A 21,100-nucleotide genomic window follows, 5' to 3' on the forward strand; every position below is an offset into this window, starting at 1 on the left:
AAAGTTAAAAGTACTTAAAGTTGAAGGTTACTTTAGCACTTTAAACGCTAGGCATTTAAAACTAAAAAAATGAAAATAGGAATTGTTTGTTATCCTACCTTTGGAGGAAGTGGTGTAGTAGCTACAGAATTGGGGTTAGAACTGTCTAAGCGCGGTCATGAAATCCATTTTATCACTTATAACCAGCCGGTAAGATTGGAATTGTTGAGCAATAATGTGCACTACCACGAAGTAACCGTGCCAGAGTATCCATTGTTCCATTATCAGCCTTATGAGTTGGCACTATCTAGTAAGCTGGTTGATATGGTAAAACTCCATGAAATTGAAATTTTACACGTACATTATGCGATACCACATGCTTATGCGGCATATATGGCAAAAAAAATGCTTGAGGAAGAGGGTGTTTATGTGCCAATAGTGACTACGCTTCATGGAACAGATATTACTTTAGTGGGGAGTCATCCATTTTACAAGCCAGCCGTTACGTTTAGTATTAACAAATCTGATGCTGTAACAGCTGTTTCAAAAAGCCTAAAGGATGATACAATAAGGTTGTTCAACATAAAGAATGAGATTCATGTGGTACCAAATTTTATCGATTTAGATAAGCATAACAATAAATTTACGGATTGTGAGCGTAGCATGATGGCAAGTAAGGAAGAAAAAATAATTACGCATATTAGTAATTTAAGACCGGTAAAACGCGTATTAGATGTGATTAAGGTGTTTTATAATATTCAAAAAGAAATGCCAGCTAAATTGATGCTTATTGGAGAAGGGCCAGAACGAGAAAATATTGAATATGAATGCCAAAAATTAGGCATAATGGATAGGGTTATTTTCTTTGGAAAAAGTAATGAAATTGATAAAATATTAGGTTTTAGTGATCTATTTTTGTTAACATCCCAGACTGAAAGCTTTGGACTGGCGGCTTTAGAAGCTATGGCATCTGGAGTTCCGGTAATTTCAAGCAATACCGGAGGTATACCAGAAGTAAATGCCCATGGTGTATCGGGGTATTTAAGTAATGTGGGCGATGTGGACGATATGACCAAAAATGCATTGCATATTTTAAGTGATGAGAACCGATTAAAGACATTTAAGGAAAACGCCAGAAAAGAATCCTTAAAATTTGACTTACATGCCATTGTACCACAATACGAAGCGATTTATGAGGATACACTTGCAAGGTGTTTGGTGTCATAAGGAATATTGAAAAATAAAGACATAAAAAAAGCATCCGTTTTAGTGTGGATGCTTTTCTTTTATATAAGAATGCTAGATTAGAACTGGTAACGAATACCAAGGGCGATATCAAAATCTAAATCATCGTTATTGTAATCACCATCTCCAAATCCAATTTCTGGTCTAAAATCAAGAGAGATAAGTAATGGAATATCAAAATTATATTCTATACCAATATCTCCAGCAGCAAAGAAAAATGTTTCACTGTCACTTACAGTACCACCGCCTGGGATGCTATAGTTACCTTCATAAGAAGCTAAACCTCCACCAGCACCAACATACCAGTTAAATGAGGCATCTAAAGGGAATACCCATTGGTATAATCCAGCAAGTTTAAACCCATCAAAATTGTTTCCATCTCGCCATCCTAAATCAACCTCTAATCTGTTGTTTTCCCCTAATCCACGTTGGTAGGATATTTCGGCTCCAAACCCATCACTGTCACCAAGTCGTAAACCTAATGCATTTTCAGAAATGCTTTGGGCGTTAGAGGTAAATGCGAATCCAATAAGTGCAATTGCTAATAAAAATACTTTTTTCATAAGTTTAAAGTTTCTAGTTATCGTTAATAATATACGCTCAATAGTTAAAAATAGATCATTTTCAACTTCGATGTATGAAACAAAAATAACGCCAAAAATGTGATTATCTTGAGCGTTGACATAAAAATATTAACTTTTTTAAATCAATAATCGTTTAAAAGCACATTTACAGATCTTAATAAAAAAGCTTATAGTTGTATTGACTTTTAGGGTTTAATAAGTGGTTTTTATTGTTATGTTAAGGAATGTACTGTTTAAGACAATGTTATAGACAAAAATAAAAGCCATGACTGCGTCTCAGTACTGAACACCGAACACTGAACACTGAACACTGAATAAACCAACTGTTAACTGCTTACTTTCTTTTATTCTGATCCACTATAGTAATGGCAGCAATGAGATCTTGAAATTCGATGTCGTCATAATCTTCTTCCTCCTCATTCACATAAAAGGGAGATAGTTTATCCTTATTAAAGTGATATACTTTCCAGCGTTTAAACTGATATTCCAATGCGGTAAAGTTTTCAACCCAATCCCCCGAATTCAAGTACAGGGTTCTACCATGCTTATTCTCTTTATATTCCATTTTGGGCTGATGGATATGGCCACAAATGACATAGTCGTAGCCATTTTCTATGGCTAAATCGGTGATAACAGTTTCGTAATCATTTATATATTTTACAGCACTTTTAACACTGTTCTTTATTTTTTTTGATAACGAATAACGTTCCTTACCCCGTTTTTCCAAATACCAATTCGCAAACCTATTTAAAAGTGTTAGAATATTGTAACCGTAACTACCTAGTTTAGCTATCCATTTAGCATTTTGTATGGATACATCAAACACATCCCCATGTAACAACCAAGCCTTTTTACCATCTACTTCCAAAACCATTTTGTTCACAATTGAAATGTTTCCTATGGTGGTCCCGGCAAATTTCCTTAGCATTTCGTCGTGGTTGCCAGTAATGTAAATAATTTCTACGCCACGGGATGCCAAGTCAATTAACTTTTTAATGACTTTTAAATGGGATTTAGGAAAATAGCGTTTAGTAAATTGCCAAACATCAATGATATCTCCATTCAAGATAAGCTTTTTAGGTTCAATACTATTTAAGTAGCTTAATAAATCTTTGGCATGGCAACCATAAGTGCCCAAATGGATATCAGAAATAACGGCAATTTCAACTTTACGTTTTATTTTCAACGGAAATAAATTTTATGAAGTAAATAACAGCTTTTTGTATTACTAAACCGTTATCTCATAATTATCTCTATATGAGTATATTGTTAAGTTAATGTTACTGGTTTTTGCTTTTTTAAGGAAGTAAGCTTTTGGGGAAATTTCACTTTTGTATGTCTTAGAATAGGTTTATTTTAGCAAAAAATTTAATTATGGCTGGAAATTCCTTCGGAAAACTATTTAATTTAACAACATACGGCGAATCCCATGGCCCTGCATTGGGTGGGGTAATAGACGGCTGCCCACCGGGAATAGACTTAGATGTTGAAGCCGTTCAGAATGAATTGGACCGAAGAAGGCCAGGACAATCGGCAATTGTAACGCAGCGCAAAGAACCCGATACTGTAAAATTTCACTCAGGTATTTTTGAAGGCAAGACTACGGGAACGCCTATTGGATTTGTTATAGAAAACACCAACCAGAAATCCAACGACTATAGCCATATAAAGGACAGTTACAGACCCAGTCATGCCGATTACACTTACGATCAAAAATACGGCCTGAGGGATTACCGTGGGGGCGGACGTAGTTCGGCACGTGAAACTGCCTGCCGTGTGGTTGCAGGAGCCATTGCAAAGCAAGTACTTAAAGGAATTGAGATAAAGGCATATGTGTCAAGTGTGGGTACAATGGCATTGGATAAGCCTTATACCGAATTGGATTTAACACAAATAGAGTCAAATATAGTACGCTGTCCAGATCAGGGTGTAGCGGCGCAAATGGAATCCTATATTAAAGAGGTGCGTAGTAAGGGGGATACCGTTGGAGGTGTTGTAAGCTGTGTTATAAAAAATGTGCCCGTAGGTTTGGGCGAGCCTGTATTCGATAAGTTACACGCCGAATTAGGTAAAGCCATGTTATCCATTAATGCGGTTAAAGGTTTTGAATACGGTAGTGGTTTTCACGGAAGTACCATGTATGGCAGTGAACATAACGATGCTTTTAATACAGATGGCACTACAAAAACCAATTATTCGGGAGGTATTCAAGGCGGCATAAGCAACGGCATGGATATTTATTTTAGTGTGGCCTTTAAACCGGTGGCTACCTTAATTCAGAAATACGAAACCATAGACAAGTCTGGAAATAGAGTAGAAATGCAAGGGAAAGGGCGCCACGACCCATGCGTAGTGCCACGTGCTGTACCCATTGTTGAGGCTATGGCCGCTTTGGTTTTAGCTGACTTTTACTTGATTAATAAGATGTACTAATTCTTTTTCTTATCTTTCTGTTGTAAATAACATTGTTTATTTTCCCTTCTTATCTGTGCTTCATAAATAGGTTTCTAGCTTTAACTTTATGGGAAAGTATTTGGGGATGGTATATAATGCTTTATTTATATGAGATGGATTAGACTATTATTAACGCTTGCAAAAGCCCGATTCCGATCTAAAGTCAACGGTTCGGAAACAACTTGTGTAAATTTTAGGGTGTGGATAACCGATATAGATGTGTCTGTAATGAACCATGCGGCTATTATGACCATTTTCGAAATGGGACGAGGTGATTTTATGGTACGCACCAATTTTTTTAAGGTGGCTATCAAAAATAAGTGGTTTTTTCCCAACCAGGCTATCAACGTTCAATTTTATAGGCCCTTAAAACTTTTTCAGAAGGCAAAAGTCTATACTAAAATGTCATTTGTGGACGATACATGGTTTTATTTTGAACAAAAGATCATGAGAAAAGGAAAGCCTATTGCGGCCTGCTTTGCTAATGGATTGGCAAAAAAGGGGAGGGAAACCGTACCAACAGCTAAAATTATAGAAGCTTTGGGGATAGATATTAATAATGTTCCCCGAGTGAAACATGAATTGATCGATCAGTTTCATGAGAGCAATCATAAAATGACAGAAAAGATTATTGAAAACTGGGAGCTATAATGCTGTTTGCATCTTCACTTTATTGGGTAAACTATTAGTTTTTCATTTAAACCATTAAAAAATAATTATATTGCTTCAAAAATAATTTCAAATTCATAAAACAATAAAATTTTAAAGCGTGAAGAAGTTGGCATTACACTGGAAGATTATTATAGGAATGGTTCTAGGGATCATTTTTGGTTTCATAATGAATACCGTTAGTGGCGGGAAAGGGTTTGTAACCGATTGGATTGCGCCTTTTGGTACCATTTTTATTAATCTTTTAAAGCTTATTGCAGTGCCTTTAATTTTAGCATCCTTGATTAAAGGGATATCCGATTTAAAGGATATTTCCAAAATCAAATCCATGGGCCTCCGCACCATAGCGATATATATCACTACCACGTTGGTCGCCATTGTTATTGGCTTAAGTATTGTGAATACTGTAAAACCAGGTAAAGGTATGCCACAGGATACTATAGAAAAAATTAAAATGAAGTATGAAAACGATGCTGGGGTTACCGATAAATTAATGAAAGCTACGGCACAAAAAGATGCAGGGCCATTACAAGCCTTGGTCGATATTTTTCCGAGTAATGTTTTCAAGGCTTTTGCCGATGCTTCAATGTTACAAGTTATCTTTTTCGCCCTTTTTGTTGGAATTTGTTTGTTGTTGATTGGAGAAAAGAAAGCAAAACCATTGGTTAGTTTTTTCGACTCGCTTAATGAAGTGGTCATGAAAATGGTCGATTTAATTATGCTCTTTGCTCCTTATGCTGTTTTTGCTTTGTTAGCTAACGTAATTATAGCATTCGATGATACTGAAATACTCGTAAAGCTTCTGTTTTATGCTTTGTGTGTTGTTGGCGGTTTAATTTTAATGATTGTATTTTATCTGACCTTAGTTGGGGTTTTTGTAAAAAAATCACCCACATGGTTTTTAAAGGAAATTAGCCCTGCACAACTATTGGCCTTTTCAACCAGTAGTAGTGCCGCAACTTTGCCGGTAACCATGGAACGCGTTGAAGAGCATTTAGGTGTCGACAAAGAAGTATCTGGTTTTGTATTGCCTGTAGGTGCTACGGTTAATATGGATGGAACGAGTTTATACCAAGGTATAGCAGCGGTATTTATTATGCAGGTGATTTGGCCAGAGGGACTCACATTCACTAATCAAATGGTTATTGTATTAACCGCGCTATTGGCCTCTATTGGTAGTGCTGCTGTACCAAGCGCAGGCATGGTTATGCTGGTTATTGTGTTGGAATCTATTGGTTTTCCTGCCGAATTGTTACCTATAGGTCTGGCTCTTATTTTTGCAGTTGATCGCCCATTGGATATGTGTAGAACAGTGGTTAATGTTACTGGAGATGCTACGGTTTCAATGTTGGTCGCTAAGTCTTTAGACAAAATACATGAGCCTAAACCTAAAGAATGGGACGACCATTACGATGAAGTAAAATAAAACATAATGGACTCTAAAATACATCTTGCCCAACCCATAGTTTCTGTTGGTTGGTTGTACGACAATAGAAGTGCCGAAAACTTGGTGATACTTGATGGCACTATGAATAAAGTGTTTGATGCATCCCAAAACCAAATTGTCAATGCACGCTATTTCGATATAAAAAATAAGTTTAGCAATACGTCAGACCCTTTTCCAAATGCGTTTCCTTCAACTGAACAATTTGAAAGGGAAGCCAGGGCTTTAGGGATTAAAAATGATAGTGCCATTGTGGTATACGATGATCAAGGAATTTATTCCAGTGCCCGCGTTTGGTGGTTGTTCAAGACTTTTGGATATCATAGTGTAGCCGTGTTGAGCGGAGGGTTTCCAGCTTGGCAGGAAAGCGGATACCCCATTGAGCCAATGAAACCTTACCAAGGTAAGACAGGTAATTTTAAAGCAAATCTTCAGCTTGGGACGATGAAGTTTTTTAACGATGTTAAGTACATATCAAAAGACCAAAGCCATAAAATTATAGATGCGCGCTCCGCAGCGCGGTTCAATAGTGAGGAACCAGAACCGAGAGCGGGATTGCGTAGTGGTACTATTCCTAATTCTGTGAATTTGCCGTTTAAGAAGTTATTGGACAATGGCCTATTAAAACCTAAAGAAGACCTACAGGGTTTGTTTAGTGAGCTTGCAGATACTAATGAGCCTCTTGTGTTTTCATGTGGTTCTGGCATTACGGCCTGTATTTTGGCATTAGGGGCAGAGATTTCAGGCTATAAACATATTTCGGTATACGATGGTTCCTGGACTGAGTGGGGAACCTTAGTAGAAGCATGATAACCGAAAGGTATTTCGGTTGTTTTAATGTATAAGCGATTTAAGACAATAGTATATTGGTTTTATAGTTGCGTCTTTTCACGGTTTTTAATTTCACCATAGATCATTTTAATATCCGGAAGTTCCGTAAAGTAATAGTGTGCCCAAATATAGATGTGATTGAATAAAGCTAATATTATAGCTGCTTCCGATTGTAGTAAAAGACCAGGAATCCATAGTATTAAGAATCCAAAAATGTACATGCTATTTGAGGTGTATTTAAATATGCCTTGCTTAACAAAAGACTTATGTTTATACCTATCTGGGTAAAAATGATCAATACCAACAGCACGATCAAACCCAAAATAAGTTTTTACAGAATAAAACAGGTAAAGGACTGGAATGGTTAACAAACCAGATAAGACATAAGATGTGTTTATATCAATATCAACTGTATTTCTATTTGAAAAGGCCAGCACAACAATAGAAAAAGGCCGTAAAATAATGAGGATAGCAAAGCCCAGTTTGTACAACCTAAAACTATGTTTGCCCAATACTTTAGATAAACCTCTATAGTATAATTCACTGCGCCAACAAAGGAGTACATAAACCTGATGGATTATTGGTATTGAAGAGGTAAAAACAAGCCATTTTGGGGTGCTCACTCCCCAAAGTCTACCTACTGTCATACTCGCATGGGTCGTGGTATACCAGTAAAGTAAACCTAATAATGTTACGAGCGTAACCAAATGCCAATGTTGTTGTCTTAATAGTTTCAATTGTATTTATATAGAGTATGTTGGTTTAATATTAACATTATTTTATTTGAAACGAGATCCCAGATTCTATGCCTATGCTATTATGACCTTCATTAGGAGAAGCGAGTTCAAAATTAGAATTGTGTCGAATCGTCAAACGTAGATCAAAAAGTAACCTTTTTTGTTGATAGGAGAAGCCATATCCCAATATGTCTGAGAAAGCAAACCCCTTTTTTAACCGTTCTGTACCCTGCGTTGCAATCATGGGGCCAACACTTCCCAATAGGTAAGTACTAAAATGGGTTAATAGTTTATATCTTAAAATAATTCCAAAATTAATGGCATACTCCTCAAATGATCTTTTTTGGGTAAACTGTTCCCTTAGTTCTAAATAGTTAGAACCTGTATTGGGTTGAATGTAATATTTGTTTAAAAGTTGATGCCTGGAAAAATAGACACTGGGTTCTATATTAATCTCATAACCAAACCTTCTTTTATTGCTCAATCGATAGTTGATTTGAATTTTGAAATATCTATTATTATACAAATAGTTAGAATTATTGAACGGAAATTTATTTTGGGAAGATAGCCCATAATTTAACCCTAGATATAATAAATGAGAGCGTTTTTCAAATGTTTGAGCATGTGTTTCGAAAATGACTATAATATTAAAAAGGATGAGCAAATATATATTCATCTTCAACTAATGGTTGCAAGCGGTATTGTATGGTTTTGTGAGAGGGGGTAAGTTAGCGTCATTTTACATCGTAGCTTAAAGTTAATCAATTCGAGTGAATTTTCATAAGAAATCCTATGCTAATGGACTAGTTATCACAACAAATAATTTTAAACCCATTTTTTTATCCATTGTTAACCTACAAAAAAACGCCCTAGGAGGGCGTTTCTTCTTCTTCTAATATATAAGACTGTTTTATTAAACAGCTACATCATGCTCACGCAATGCATCATTTAAAGAGGTCTTCTTATTGGTGCTTTCTTTACGTCTACCAATAATTAAGGCACAAGGCACATTATAACTTCCCGAAGGGAATTTCTTGGTGTAACTTCCAGGGATAACTACAGAGCGTGCAGGAACGCGTCCTTTCATTTCAACAGGAGTATCGCCCGTAACATCAATTATTTTGGTAGATCCTGTTAAAACCACATTGGCACCCAAAACGGCTTCGGTTTCTACATGAACCCCCTCAACTACAATACAACGAGAACCTATAAAGGCATTATCTTCAATAATTACTGGAGCTGCTTGAAGGGGTTCTAATACACCACCAATTCCTACACCACCCGATAAGTGTACATTTTTACCAATTTGGGCACAACTTCCTACTGTAGCCCAAGTATCAACCATAGTGCCTTCATCTACATAAGCACCTATATTTACATAACTAGGCATTAAAATAGTACCGCTTGATATATAAGCACCATGTCTTGCTACCGCGTGAGGTACAACACGAATACCTTTTTCAGCATAACCGCGCTTTAAAGGAATCTTATCGTGAAACTCCAATGGTCCTGCTTCAATAGTTTCCATCTTTTGAATTGGGAAATATAATACCACCGCTTTCTTTACCCACTCGTTTACTTGCCAGCCATTTTCTACTGGTTCTGCAACACGCAGTTCCCCTTTATCCAATAAGTCGACAACACGCCTTATGGCTGTGGTGGTTTTTTCATCATTTAATAGGGATCTATCTTCCCAAGCTTTCTCTATTGTTTGTTGTAATTCTGTCATTGGTCTAAAATTTCCACAAATATACTAGCTATAGTTTTTTTAAAGGGTAATTTTTTTATAAAAATCCTGTGTGTTTATTGGCAATTTAATAACAAAAATTAGCTGCTTTTTCCTTTGAACGTCTTCACTTTTTGGATGAAGTGCATTGAGGTGGCCTTTTGGTCGGTAAAGTTGTGTTTTTTATCTGTTTATCGGTAGAAACAATCACATTTTCTAATAATCGAAAATACTAAATGCTACAACTAATTTTTTCTGTTTGAGGCATTCCTCCGATCTATATTTGAATCAGTAATCAAAACCCAAATCTGATGAAAACTTTATATATAACTTTAATCTTAGTACTTTCTTTTACTCTTACCAATGCACAGAGTAATGTTGAAACAAACAAAAAAGAGTCTAAAGAAGTTGTGGTATCTTCAACAGATAATACTATTGAAATAGATACTTTAAAACTTAAAGAAGTTATCTCTAAAACCAGTGATATAAGAAGTTATTTAAATTTAGAGCGTAAAGTTGAAAATATTAAACTGGTATTTCCTAAAATAAACAGACGTAAAATCGCTTAAGCTAAGAGCATATTCAAATATTGATATAGGTTAAACTATTGAAGAAAGATCATCTGAAAAGATGGTCTTTCTACTTTTATGCCTATTTTTGAACTTCTATGGGACGCGTCTTAGCAATAGATTACGGATTAAAAAGAACGGGGATAGCCGTTACTGATGAACTTCAGATTATCGCATCGGGTTTAACTACGGTCGATACAAAAGAGCTGTTGCCCTTTTTAAAGGATTATGTTGCTAATGAAAATGTGGAACTGTTTTTAGTGGGAGAGCCCAAACAAATGGATAATACTCCGTCTGAAAGCGAAGCATTGATTTTACCTTTTTTAGAAAAACTAACCCAACATTTTCCTAAAATACCAATTAAAAGGGTAGACGAGCGCTTTACCTCTAAAATGGCCTTTCAAACAATGCTTGATAGCGGACTTAAAAAGAAACAACGTAAAAACAAGGCCTTAATAGACGAAATTAGTGCGACCTTAATTCTTCAAAGTTATTTGTATTCAAAATAATTGTAGTAAAATTCTATTGGTTAAAAAAACTGTAATAAAATACGGCGGTATTAAAATTTTGTTTAATTTTAGACATATAAACTTAACGCAATTTTTATGAAACATTTTTACTTACTACTACTTACTGTTTTTGGACTTAACTTTATTACTGCACAAGGCTGTCCAGATAAAGGCTTTTCTAGTGGAAATACAATTTATTTTATTGATGATAATAATTCTTTCAGTTGTGGGGATTGGCCAGCTACTATTACAGTTAATGGAACGTTAACTTATAATTTTGATGCAGGTAGTTGTTCAACAAACTTATTGACTTATACAACTGCTGGGACGCCAATCGCAGACAATAGCGCTTTTACAGCAGATTTTGGAGGATCTATAGGAAGCTGTGATTTTGCAGCCAATGGAACTTTGCCTGTTGAAGAGTTTATTTTAAATAGAACCTTAAGTGTTTATCCTAATCCATTGCGTACAGGTAATGATATAACCATATCGTTTGGGTCGCCTATAACGGCAAAAGCCAGTGTTTATAGTATTACAGGAAGAAAAGTAACTCATTTAGTTATTGATAATCAAGATAAAAAGGACATTAATTTAACTAATCTGGTAAATGGTGTTTATATGTTGAAGATAGAGAAAGGGGATGCTTTAGTGACCCGTAAAATCGTTATTATGAAGTAAATATTATTATAGATAATAAAATATCAAGAACTCCTTTTTAGATAAAAAGGAGTTTTTTTATGGGTAGTTATAAACTGTATGGTATTTTCCCATTTATTTTATTTGAACTTGCAAATGAAAAAATTCATGTACTTTTGTGCCATTAAAAGCAAAACAGAAGAATGATTTTACCTATTGTAGCCTATGGTGACCCCGTGTTAAGGAAAAAGGCAACCGATATTTCTAAAGACTACCCAAATTTAGATACACTATTGGGGAACATGTTCGAAACAATGTATAACGCCTACGGTGTTGGGTTGGCCGCACCACAGGTTGGCTTACCAATACGGTTGTTTTTGGTAGATACCTCACCTTTTGCGGAGGATGAAGAACTTTCAGAGGAAGACAAGAATGCTTTAAAGGATTTTAAGCGGGTTTTTATAAATGCAAAAATCACAGCAGAAGAAGGTGAGGAATGGGCATTTAACGAAGGTTGTTTAAGTATTCCAGATGTTAGGGAAGATGTACTTAGACAACCTAAGATCACCATAGAGTATGTAGATGAAAATTTTAATCCGCACACCGAAACTTTTGACGGCTTGGTGGCCAGGGTCATTCAACATGAATACGACCATATTGAAGGTATTTTGTTTACCGATAAGCTCTCTGGATTTAAGAAACGATTGCTTAAGAGTAAACTTTTAAATATTTCCAAAGGAAAAATTAGGGTGGATTATAAAATGAGATTTCCCAATCAAAAAAAGAAACGCTAAGGTTTGTAGTCAATAGATAAAAAAATATATTTGTGCCCCTTTCAAAATAAAATTTATGAGCTTAGAAAAGATATTAGCAATTTCAGGAAAACCAGGATTGTATAAGTTAATAACCCAAACAAGAGGTGGTTTTGTAGCAGAGTCATTAATAGATAAAAAAAGGCTTTCGGTAAGAATACAGGAAAATGTGAGCTTACTTAGCGAAATAGCCATTTATACTTTAACCGAAGAAGTGCCTCTAAAACAAGTTTTTGAAAATATTAAGAAAAAGGAAAATGGCTCACAAACCAGTGTTAAGCCTAAAGATAGCAAAGATAAGCTAGAAGAGTACTTTTTTGATATTTTGCCAGATTATGATGAAGATAGGGTGTATGCCAGTGATATTAAAAAAGTTATTCAATGGTATAACCTGTTGCAGCAACATAATATGCTCGATAATTTAGATGCAGAAAAGGAAACAGAAAAGGCTTCAGATGAAGAAGAATAATTAAAAACCTCCAATACGGAGGTTTTTTTATTGGTTTAGTGTAAGGTTCAAGGTGTATTAGCCGACTTAAACTTTTGTTAATCTTTAAAAGTTAAATTCAATGAAATGCCCATTGGTAAGCAACAAGCCAAGCATGTTGAATAATCATGGCATTACACCTAACCTTTGAAAAACAAATATGATATGCAGGTGAAATCTCTTTGGTTCTTCGATGACGTTAATCTTTTTAAAGTACTATGCCCACACAAGTTTAAAGCCTACAAAGCGTCCCATGATTTCGATTCCTATAAAAAAAAGGACTATATCTATTTTGAAGCCGATTCTGCAAACAAAGTGTACCTTATAGAAAAAGGTAAAGTAAAGATTGGCTATTACAATGAAGATGGTACCGAAGTGATCAAGGCCATTTTAACGCGCGGGGACCTCTTTGGTGAAACGGCTATTTTTGGTGAATCTAAAAGGGAAGAGTTTGCACAATCTGTAGACAATGCCACCAGTATTTGTCCAATAGGGGTCGATACGATGCTGGAACTTATGAGGCGCAACCAAAGTTTTAGTTTTAAAATATACAAAATTATTGGGTTTAAATTAAAACGATTGGAAAGACGCTTGCAATTGTTGTTGTTTAAAGATGCCAAAACCAGATTGTTGGAGTTTTTGGATGAGCTTTGTGCAGATTATGGCTATGATTGTGAAAAAACAGGAGATAAGGTAATACGCCATCCCTATACCCAAAAGGATATTGCTTGCTTAATTGGCACTTCTAGGCCTACACTTAATGTATTACTTAATGAACTTAAAGAAGAAAACATTATTGAATTCAACAGAAAGGAAATAAGAATCCATGAGAAAATAGCGTAAGGTCTATTTAAATATTACCTAAAACTTGTTGTGCATTTTGAGTCAAAACAGTAATGAATGTGTCAGTTCGAGTGATTTTGAGGAACGAAAAATTGTATCGAGAACTATTTTAAAGACTAAAATTCCTGTTCTCGATACAAATTTCACTCATTTTAATCTTGAAATTCACTCGAATTGACAGAATTTTATCAAAATGCACAACGGGTTACCTAAAGAGAACATAAGCTAAGCTATGGAAGTGTTTTTTAGTTAGTTTCTTAATTTATATTATAAAAAACGACCAATAAAAATTTTATTCATTGGTCGTTTTTTTTATAAGATGGATAAGTTATTCAATAATCCCCGCACAGCTTACACGGGCCCCTGCTGCACCCGAAGGTTGAGAGGTTAAATCGTCTTCACCGGCATGAACAATAACACCTTTACCTAGGATGTTTTTGGTATCATCATCACAGCCAATACACCATTCATCGGTAGAAAACTGGATAAGACCATTACCTTTCTCATCGGCAGTAAAATTACCTATATCACCTTTATGATACCCAGCTTCTGCACCCCACTTACCATGTGGTTGTGACGTTGGGTTCCAGTGACCGCCGGCCGATTTTCCGTCGGCAGAAGAACAATCGGCAGTTTCGTGCAAATGAATGGCATGTTTGCCAGGTTCTAAGCCACTCATCATAGCCGTCATGGTTACTTTACCATCTTCTTCTTTAAATGTTACTTGTCCGCTAACATTACTTTCACTTTTTGCTTCAAGTGTTATGGTTAATTTTTTGCCCTCGTTAGCAGGAGCTTCTTTTTCAACAACTACTTCTTCGGTTTCTGTTGCTTCTTTGTTTTCTTTCTTTTCATTTTTACAGCTAAGAGCACAAACTAGTGCTAAAGTAGTGACTACGATTATTGGTTTTTTCATCTGTTTGTTTTTATTGTTTTTTAATGGTTAGACGTGATCTTTTGATTGTTCAAATTATGTCGGGTTCATGTTTAGACTATTTGATTTATGAATTATTAAAGAATTGATAGCATCACTATGTTCAATTGAAATTTTGATTAAAATTAAGCTAATAATATTCCAATAACAAATTTTAGATATGACATATGTCATTTTTTTAAAGACAGCGAAAGTTTAGTTTTGTCCTATAATTGTTAGGTATGTTAAGTTCATTAGTAAAAAAATACAATGTAGCGGGGCCGCGCTATACCAGTTATCCAACAGTACCGTATTGGGATAATACGACATTTTCGTTGGAGAAATGGAAATCCTCATTGGTTAGGTCGTTTCAAGAAAGTAATTCAAAAGAAGGTATAAGCCTTTATATTCACTTGCCATTTTGCGAAAGCTTGTGTACGTTTTGTGGTTGTAACAAACGTATCACCAAACAGCATAACGTTGAGTCTCCATACATTAATGCGGTGCTCAAGGAGTGGCAATTGTATTTGGATGTATTGGGTGATAAACCAGTAATTAAGGAATTGCATTTGGGTGGAGGTACTCCAACATTTTTTAGTCCAGAAAATTTAACCCGATTAATAAAAGGTATTTTAAACAAAGCCACGTTAGCCGTAAACTATGAATTTAGTTTTGAAGGCCACCCCAATAATACCACACGCGAGCATTTACAGGCCTTGTACGATGTTGGTTTTAGGCGCGTAAGCTATGGTGTACAGGATTATAATCCTGTAGTACAAAAGGCGATACATAGAATACAACCTTTTGAGCATGTAAAAAGAGCTACGGAACTGGCGAGGGAAATAGGGTATACATCTGTAGGCCATGATATTATTTTTGGCCTGCCTTTTCAAACGCTAGGGCACATTAAGGAAACCATCTTAAAAACAAAAGAGTTGCTTCCAGACCGTCTTGCTTTCTATAGTTATGCCCACGTGCCTTGGATAAAAGGGAATGGACAACGCGGATTTAAGGATTCTGATTTACCGTCGGCCGAGTTAAAGCGGCAACAATACGAATTGGGTAAACAATTGCTTGCCGAAGTGGGTTATGAAGAAATAGGCATGGACCATTTTGCTCTGAAGACAGATTCACTCTATAAATCCATGGTTTCTGAAAAGCTACATCGGAATTTTATGGGGTATACAGCTTCTAAAACACAAGCTATGATTGGATTGGGAGTATCTTCCATTAGTGATAGTTGGTATGGCTTTTCACAAAATGTTAAGGATATTGAAAGCTACTACAGATTATTGGATGAAAATAGTATTCCTGTCTACCGTGGCCATATTTTAAGCAAAGAAGATTTGATTATTCGTAAACATATTCTTAACTTGATGTGCCAATTTAAAACGATTTGGAATGCAAATGATTTGTTTTTTAAGGAGCTCCCCGATATTCTTATAGAACTAAAGGAAATGGAAAACGATAAGCTCATCAATATAGGGACAGACTATGTTGAGGTCACTGAAAAGGGACGTCCGTTTGTTAGAAATATTTGTATGGCGTTTGATGTATTATTAAAAAGAAAACAGCCGGAAACCAAACTGTTTTCTATGACGGTTTAACTAGACAAAAAGCGTCTTGAAGTTTACTTCAAGAAACCCTTAAAATTGTCATTCCCGTTAATAGGGAAAACAAAAAATTAAAGAGATGAAAAAAATTATTGTACCCATAGATTTTTCAGAGCATTCAGAATATGCCTTGAAAGCAGCATCGAAATTAGCGTTAAAGAATGATGCCGAATTATTGGCGTTGCATATGTTGGAAATGTCCGATATCATGCTAACAGCAAGTGGGGAAGACCCACAAAAAGTGATTTACTTTTTAAAACTGGCTGAACAACGGTTTGAAGAATTCCTAAAAAAAGATTACTTAAAAAACGTTAAAGTAACTCCCATAATTAAACACTTTAAAGTTTTTAGCGAAGTTAACGATGTTGCCCAAAAACATAATGCAGATCTTATTGTTATGGGATCCCACGGCGCCAGTGGCGTTAAGGAATTTTTTGTGGGCTCCAATACAGAACGGGTAGTGCGTCACTCTGAAATTCCTGTTTTGGTTGTGAAAAAAGACTTGCCTAAAGTTAACTTTGATGTTGTGGTCTATGCTTGTGATTTTTCAGAAGAAAGCATAGAATCTTTCATTAAGGCAACAAAGATGTTTGATAGAATGAAAGCTAAATTGTATATGGTACACGTAAATTTACCTAACGATCGCTTTAGAAGTTCGGCCGAAATAGAACGTAATGTGGTTAGTTTTTTAACGAAAGCCGATGGTAATTTAGATAGGTTGGATTGTGTTAATTATGTAAACGACTATACTATAGAAGATGGTATTTTAACTTTTGCCAATAAAATTGGAGCCGATTTAATAGCTTTATCAACGCATGGAAAAAAGGGGATTGCCCACTTTTTTGAAGGTAGTATAAGTGAAGATGTTGCCAACCATGCTACTTTACCAGTTTTAACTTTTAAGATTTAAGATTATCATTTTTGAATTGATTTTAGCAAATTAATGAGGGGGGCTTTGTATTGAGCCTCCTTTTTATTGGATAAGTTACTAAAGTGAAATCATGTTTTTTAAATGGATGAATGCTATTAGGTATGGGTGGCTTGAACATTCTAAGATAAATCCAAATTTTTTATTCGAAAACAACGCCTTCCCTTTTTAAGGGAAGGTGGATTTGATTTCGTTAGAGAAATCAAAGACGGAAGGGTTAAAGTCCAAACTTGATCTCAACTAAAATATATTTATTAAGTGTAATCATAACAAATGATTCTTTACCAAATAAACTTCCTTGTCTTCATCCCATTAAATTGGGAATGAATCCACTCCTCCTTAATAAAAGGGGAACTTTTTGTTCGAAAACAATTCGTTTGCCAGTTAAGGTGACTCTTATTGAGCAGACAAAAGATCTTTAAAATTAGAATTTCTAATTAGTTTCTATTCTGCTTAGCTGAGAACAACCGAGGTTTTTAAACTTTATTACCAGGAGTTAATGACAGTTCATAGTGTTGGAAACAGCATCATAAACAGGGGCAGGAGAGAGGTAAGGGATGCCTAAGCCCAAACCACGAAGTATAAACAAGAGTCCGATAATAACAACAAATATGGGTATGGCCCGCTGTATTTTTTGTCTGATACTTCCTTTTAAAAATTGACTGAAGTAAATAGCGGTTGTCATTAGGGGTATGGTGCCCAAACCAAAAACAGACATGTATATACTGCCATTAAAAGCATTACCACTGGCAATGGCAGCAAAAACAGCCATATAAACCAAACCACAAGGTAGAAAACCGTTTAAAAAACCAATGGTTAAAAAGGTGTCGGCCGTTTTTTTCTTTAGGGCATTTCCTAAAGCCGATTTAATTTTCGAAATAATGCGGTAAATGGGTTTGGAAATGGTATAGCTATTTAACTTATGCTGAGGTATCAAGACCAGAACAATCATGATTACTCCAATAGCTATAGATAATTGTTGCTGTAATCCAAACAAGTAAAAGCTTTTGCCAATAAGTCCGAACGCAAGGCCAATAATACTATAGGCTATTAATCTACCTATATGATAAACGGTTATTTGTGATATTTTTTTGTAGTTGTTTGTTCGGTCTACAGGCAACATAAAGGCTATTGGCCCACACATGCCTACACAGTGAAAACTTCCCAATAAACCTAATATGAATGCCGATATAAGCATGTTAATAGTTAATGGATTCTTTATATAAATACGAAATTCCGTTATATTGCCAATCTATTTTAATGTTCCAACGACCATCTACCAAACGATTGTCAGGTATGAGCAAATATGTGTTAGACAATGAAATAGCTGTTTCAAAGTCTAGTTGTTTGTTAGATGGTCTGTATAGGAACATTTTTCCGGTAATTCTTTTGTGATCTAAATTTTTGGGGAATAGTATTTTTAAGCCTTCACCAGTTTTTTCATAGCTAATATTTTCGGTTAGGGTTTTCGCATTTTTTAGCTTTTCAATATCGTTTTGATAGGCCAATTCTTCGCCATAATAATCCTCGGTAACTAAATCGTGATCATACTTGTCATTCACGTTCATGGTTATAATAAAATACATGATAAAGCTAATAAAGCCTATAAATGCTATTACAATTCCGGTGCCCCAATTTAGTTTCATTGCTTCGTTTTTTTTAACTATTAACCAATAACTTAATAACTAATTAACTTACTTATAACTCCTTGGCCCTAAAAAATTGGCCGTGGTAGTTTCAATAAGGGTATCGCCTTGATACACCCCAATCTTAATTTTATTTCGGTCGCCCGATAGGACAGAATTATTAATCTCTACGAACAACGTCCCTTCTGCAATTCCTTGACTGGGTACAGTAAAGGTATCACTTGTAGCTACCAATTTTAATTCTCCTTTATGCGACATTAATTTTATGCTCACGTTGTCAATATCGTGGCTTGTTTTATTTACCAATTTATAGGTAAATACATTGCTTATAATATTATTGTCTTTATGCTCGTAAAGTTGTCCTGGCAGCCTTAAAACTGTAGCTTCAACATCGTTACGTAAAAATAACATGCCAATTAATAAGCCTGTCAATATAGATAACACTGCAATGTAGCCTTTCATTCTAGCTGTTAGCTTAAAAGGTACTTTTTGCTCTATGTTTTCTTCACTAGCATAACGAATAAGACCTTTTGGTAAATTGATGCTTTCCATAATATGGTCGCATTCATCAATACAGGCCGTACAATTAACGCATTCCAGTTGTGTACCGTTTCTAATATCAATTCCAGTGGGGCACACATGTACGCATTGTAGGCAATCTATACAGTCGCCATGGCCTAGGGCCTGTCTGTCTTCATTTTTTCTAAACTTTTTTCTGCCATTTTCACCTTCACCACGTTTATGGTCATAGGCCACTACAATAGATTTAGTGTCCAGTAACACCCCTTGTAGTCTACCATAGGGACAAGCAATAATGCAAACCTGCTCCCTAAACCATGCAAAGACAAAATAGAAAACCGCTGTAAAAATAATTAGAGGAAACAACGTGCTTAAATGTTGTAACGGGCCCTCGTTAACATAACGTAATAGCTTATCGCTTCCTATAAGATAGGCCAAAAAGACATTGGCAATTAAAAAGGATATTACTAAAAAAATAAACCATTTCAATATCCGCTTTTTAATTTTTTCAGAGTCCCATACTTGCCTATCTAATTTGCGTTGTTTGTTTCTGTCACCTTCAATCCAATATTCAATGCGCCTAAATACCATTTCCATAAAAATGGTCTGCGGACAAATCCAACCGCAAAAAATACGTCCGAAGGCTACTGTAAATAAGGTAATAAATACAACACCTATAATCATGGAAATGACAAACAGGTGAAAATCCTGGGGCCAAAACGGAAAGCTAAAAATATTGAAACGTCGCTCTAAAACATTAAACATTAAAAACTGGTTGCCGTTTATTTTGATGAAAGGCGATAAGATTAAAAATGCTAATAAGAAATAGCTAACAATTTTACGTTTGTCGTAGTACTTTCCATTGGGTTTTTTTGGAAACACCCATGCACGTTTACCTTCTTCGGTAACGGTACCTATGGAGTCTCTAAATTTTTCGTTATTTGGTGTTTCCAATGGATTAGGGGTTAAAGACTCCCTTTGTTATGAAAAATAAAGGGAGTCTGTTAGAGCTATTAATCTATTCTTATCGAACAGGTTCAACTTGGGTTTCTGTGGTGCTTTCAGTTGTATTGTCTTCACCTCCCCATAAATCACCTTGTGGATCTTTGGGGTTGGCTGGTGTTGTTCCTTGAAATGTTAAAACATAACTGGCTACTTGCGCAATTTCTAAAGGTTTTAATTGTTGTTTCCAGGCAACCATACCTTTTCCAGAGCGTCCACCTTCAGAAATGGTCTTGAATACACTCTTAATATCACCTCCCAATATCCAGTATTTATCGGTTAAATTGGGGCCTATACCACCACCGCCATCTATCATATGGCAGGCAACACAATTGGTTTCATAAATGGCTTTTCCCGCACTTAAATCTGAAGCCTCTGTAAGTTGTTCTACAGTATTGACATCTACAAGGTCCTTGGCTGTTTTCTTATATTCTTCAATAGCTGTTCTTGCATCGGCGAGTTCTGTTTCCAGTTCGTCTAATTGACCTGGGCCATCAAAAACGTGATACCTCAAGAGATAAACCGCTGCAAAAATGATGGAAATATAGAACCCGTATAACCACCATGGCGGTAAGCTGTTGTCCAATTCTTTAATACCGTCGTAATTATGGTCTAATATTATTTCGTGTTCTTCTTCAAGTGGTTTTTGTTTTAAAAGCTTTTTATAAACGTTTTTCAACCAAGTAAATTGATATGACTTTTCTTTTTCGGCCAAAAAGCGTGCCTTGGCTTCTGCATCTAATTTTTGTAGCATAACGTTTTCAAGAGCACTTATAATAGCTTCAATGGCAATTAGAATAAGCAATACTAAGAAAAGGAACAGCAATACACTGGGGTATTCTATAAATGCTGGTTTGTCTCCAGAGTCTATAAAGTATTCTACAGCACCAAAAATGATGAAGAATACAATGGGTACTCTTACCCAGGATGGAACTAAGTTTTTCATTTGATAGT

Annotated in this window: 23 protein-coding genes; 13 read left to right on the forward strand and 10 right to left on the reverse strand. The window is 35.5% G+C overall.

Translation table 11 applies throughout. The annotated features are described in order from the left end of the window. Positions 1–69: 69 nt before the first annotated feature. A complete protein-coding gene (gene bshA / locus MR062_RS11120; RefSeq protein WP_242204282.1) occupies positions 70–1,206 on the forward strand; it encodes an N-acetyl-alpha-D-glucosaminyl L-malate synthase BshA in 1,137 nt (378 codons plus the stop codon). A 77-nt stretch (positions 1,207–1,283) separates the two neighbouring features. Here bshA and MR062_RS11125 read toward each other — a convergent pair whose 3' ends face one another. After that, complete coding sequence (locus tag MR062_RS11125) at positions 1,284–1,787, reverse strand: hypothetical protein (RefSeq protein ID WP_242204283.1); 504 nt, start codon at positions 1,785–1,787, stop codon at positions 1,284–1,286. Positions 1,788–2,142: 355 nt separating this feature from the next. After that, a complete protein-coding gene (locus tag MR062_RS11130; protein ID WP_242204284.1) occupies positions 2,143–2,994 on the reverse strand; it encodes a UDP-2,3-diacylglucosamine diphosphatase in 852 nt (283 codons plus the stop codon). Between the two features lie 188 nt (positions 2,995–3,182). Here MR062_RS11130 and aroC point away from each other — a divergent pair, with 188 nt between their 5' ends. The 4 genes from aroC to MR062_RS11150 all read left to right on the forward strand — a co-directional run bounded on the left by aroC (position 3,183) and on the right by MR062_RS11150 (position 7,185). Then, a complete protein-coding gene (gene aroC, locus MR062_RS11135) occupies positions 3,183–4,241 on the forward strand; it encodes a chorismate synthase (protein ID WP_242204285.1) in 1,059 nt (352 codons plus the stop codon). A 129-nt stretch (positions 4,242–4,370) separates the two neighbouring features. Further along, complete coding sequence (locus tag MR062_RS11140; protein ID WP_242204286.1) at positions 4,371–4,913, forward strand: acyl-CoA thioesterase; 543 nt, start codon at positions 4,371–4,373, stop codon at positions 4,911–4,913. 118 nt (positions 4,914–5,031) lie between these two features. Then, a complete protein-coding gene (locus tag MR062_RS11145; protein WP_242204287.1) occupies positions 5,032–6,357 on the forward strand; it encodes a dicarboxylate/amino acid:cation symporter in 1,326 nt (441 codons plus the stop codon). Between the two features lie 6 nt (positions 6,358–6,363). Next, a complete protein-coding gene (locus MR062_RS11150) occupies positions 6,364–7,185 on the forward strand; it encodes a sulfurtransferase (protein ID WP_242204288.1) in 822 nt (273 codons plus the stop codon). A 62-nt stretch (positions 7,186–7,247) separates the two neighbouring features. Here MR062_RS11150 and MR062_RS11155 read toward each other — a convergent pair whose 3' ends face one another. From MR062_RS11155 to MR062_RS11165, 3 genes are all read right to left on the reverse strand, one after another. Next, the gene (locus MR062_RS11155; RefSeq protein ID WP_242204289.1) at positions 7,248–7,943 is read right to left on the reverse strand and encodes a phosphatidylethanolamine N-methyltransferase family protein; all 696 of its coding nucleotides are present in this window, start codon (positions 7,941–7,943) and stop codon (positions 7,248–7,250) included. A gap of 37 nt (positions 7,944–7,980) precedes the next feature. Continuing rightward, positions 7,981–8,427 (reverse strand): acyloxyacyl hydrolase, encoded by a 447-nt coding sequence (locus MR062_RS11160; RefSeq protein ID WP_242204290.1) that lies wholly within the window; start codon positions 8,425–8,427, stop codon positions 7,981–7,983. Between the two features lie 429 nt (positions 8,428–8,856). Beyond that, entirely contained in the window at positions 8,857–9,672 is an 816-nt protein-coding gene (locus MR062_RS11165) for a 2,3,4,5-tetrahydropyridine-2,6-dicarboxylate N-succinyltransferase (protein ID WP_242204291.1), read from the reverse strand. A 308-nt stretch (positions 9,673–9,980) separates the two neighbouring features. On the opposite strand from MR062_RS11165, the gene MR062_RS11170 reads away from it, so the two are divergent. The 6 genes from MR062_RS11170 (at position 9,981) to MR062_RS11195 (ending at position 13,525) form a co-directional block, all read left to right on the forward strand. Continuing rightward, a complete protein-coding gene (locus MR062_RS11170; RefSeq protein ID WP_242204292.1) occupies positions 9,981–10,238 on the forward strand; it encodes a hypothetical protein in 258 nt (85 codons plus the stop codon). 98 nt (positions 10,239–10,336) lie between these two features. After that, the gene (gene ruvX / locus MR062_RS11175) at positions 10,337–10,747 is read left to right on the forward strand and encodes a Holliday junction resolvase RuvX (RefSeq protein ID WP_242204293.1); all 411 of its coding nucleotides are present in this window, start codon (positions 10,337–10,339) and stop codon (positions 10,745–10,747) included. A 96-nt stretch (positions 10,748–10,843) separates the two neighbouring features. Further along, on the forward strand, positions 10,844–11,425 hold the full coding sequence (locus tag MR062_RS11180) for a T9SS type A sorting domain-containing protein (RefSeq protein WP_242204294.1): 582 nt from the start codon (positions 10,844–10,846) through the stop codon (positions 11,423–11,425). A gap of 161 nt (positions 11,426–11,586) precedes the next feature. Further along, positions 11,587–12,177, forward strand: coding sequence for a peptide deformylase (def, locus tag MR062_RS11185; RefSeq protein ID WP_242204295.1), 591 nt, complete (start codon positions 11,587–11,589; stop codon positions 12,175–12,177). A gap of 55 nt (positions 12,178–12,232) precedes the next feature. Next, positions 12,233–12,664: a DUF5606 family protein gene (locus MR062_RS11190; RefSeq protein ID WP_242204296.1), complete on the forward strand. Its 432-nt coding sequence runs from the start codon at positions 12,233–12,235 to the stop codon at positions 12,662–12,664. Positions 12,665–12,853: 189 nt separating this feature from the next. Next, positions 12,854–13,525, forward strand: coding sequence for a Crp/Fnr family transcriptional regulator (locus MR062_RS11195; protein ID WP_242204416.1), 672 nt, complete (start codon positions 12,854–12,856; stop codon positions 13,523–13,525). A gap of 328 nt (positions 13,526–13,853) precedes the next feature. On the opposite strand, the gene MR062_RS11200 is transcribed toward MR062_RS11195, so the two are convergent. After that, positions 13,854–14,441 (reverse strand): superoxide dismutase family protein, encoded by a 588-nt coding sequence (locus MR062_RS11200; protein ID WP_242204297.1) that lies wholly within the window; start codon positions 14,439–14,441, stop codon positions 13,854–13,856. Positions 14,442–14,680: 239 nt separating this feature from the next. On the opposite strand from MR062_RS11200, the gene hemN reads away from it, so the two are divergent. Both hemN and MR062_RS11210 read left to right on the forward strand, forming a co-directional pair. Next, positions 14,681–16,045 carry an oxygen-independent coproporphyrinogen III oxidase gene (gene hemN, locus MR062_RS11205; RefSeq protein ID WP_242204298.1) on the forward strand — a complete coding sequence of 455 codons (1,365 nt, stop codon included), beginning with the start codon at positions 14,681–14,683 and terminating at the stop codon, positions 16,043–16,045. A gap of 85 nt (positions 16,046–16,130) precedes the next feature. Further along, positions 16,131–16,961: a universal stress protein gene (locus MR062_RS11210; RefSeq protein ID WP_242204299.1), complete on the forward strand. Its 831-nt coding sequence runs from the start codon at positions 16,131–16,133 to the stop codon at positions 16,959–16,961. A 514-nt stretch (positions 16,962–17,475) separates the two neighbouring features. On the opposite strand, the gene MR062_RS11215 is transcribed toward MR062_RS11210, so the two are convergent. From MR062_RS11215 to MR062_RS11230, 4 genes are all read right to left on the reverse strand, one after another. After that, positions 17,476–18,177, reverse strand: coding sequence for a sulfite exporter TauE/SafE family protein (locus tag MR062_RS11215; protein WP_242204300.1), 702 nt, complete (start codon positions 18,175–18,177; stop codon positions 17,476–17,478). A gap of 1 nt (position 18,178) precedes the next feature. After that, positions 18,179–18,625: a FixH family protein gene (locus MR062_RS11220; protein ID WP_242204301.1), complete on the reverse strand. Its 447-nt coding sequence runs from the start codon at positions 18,623–18,625 to the stop codon at positions 18,179–18,181. A 48-nt stretch (positions 18,626–18,673) separates the two neighbouring features. Then, positions 18,674–20,098: a cytochrome c oxidase accessory protein CcoG gene (gene ccoG, locus MR062_RS11225; RefSeq protein WP_242204302.1), complete on the reverse strand. Its 1,425-nt coding sequence runs from the start codon at positions 20,096–20,098 to the stop codon at positions 18,674–18,676. 70 nt (positions 20,099–20,168) lie between these two features. Beyond that, entirely contained in the window at positions 20,169–21,092 is a 924-nt protein-coding gene (locus tag MR062_RS11230) for a cbb3-type cytochrome c oxidase N-terminal domain-containing protein (RefSeq protein ID WP_242204303.1), read from the reverse strand. Positions 21,093–21,100 lie beyond the last annotated feature (8 nt).

Source organism: Aestuariivivens insulae (assembly GCF_022662195.1).
Taxonomy (GTDB): Bacteria; Bacteroidota; Bacteroidia; order Flavobacteriales; family Flavobacteriaceae; genus Aestuariivivens; species Aestuariivivens insulae.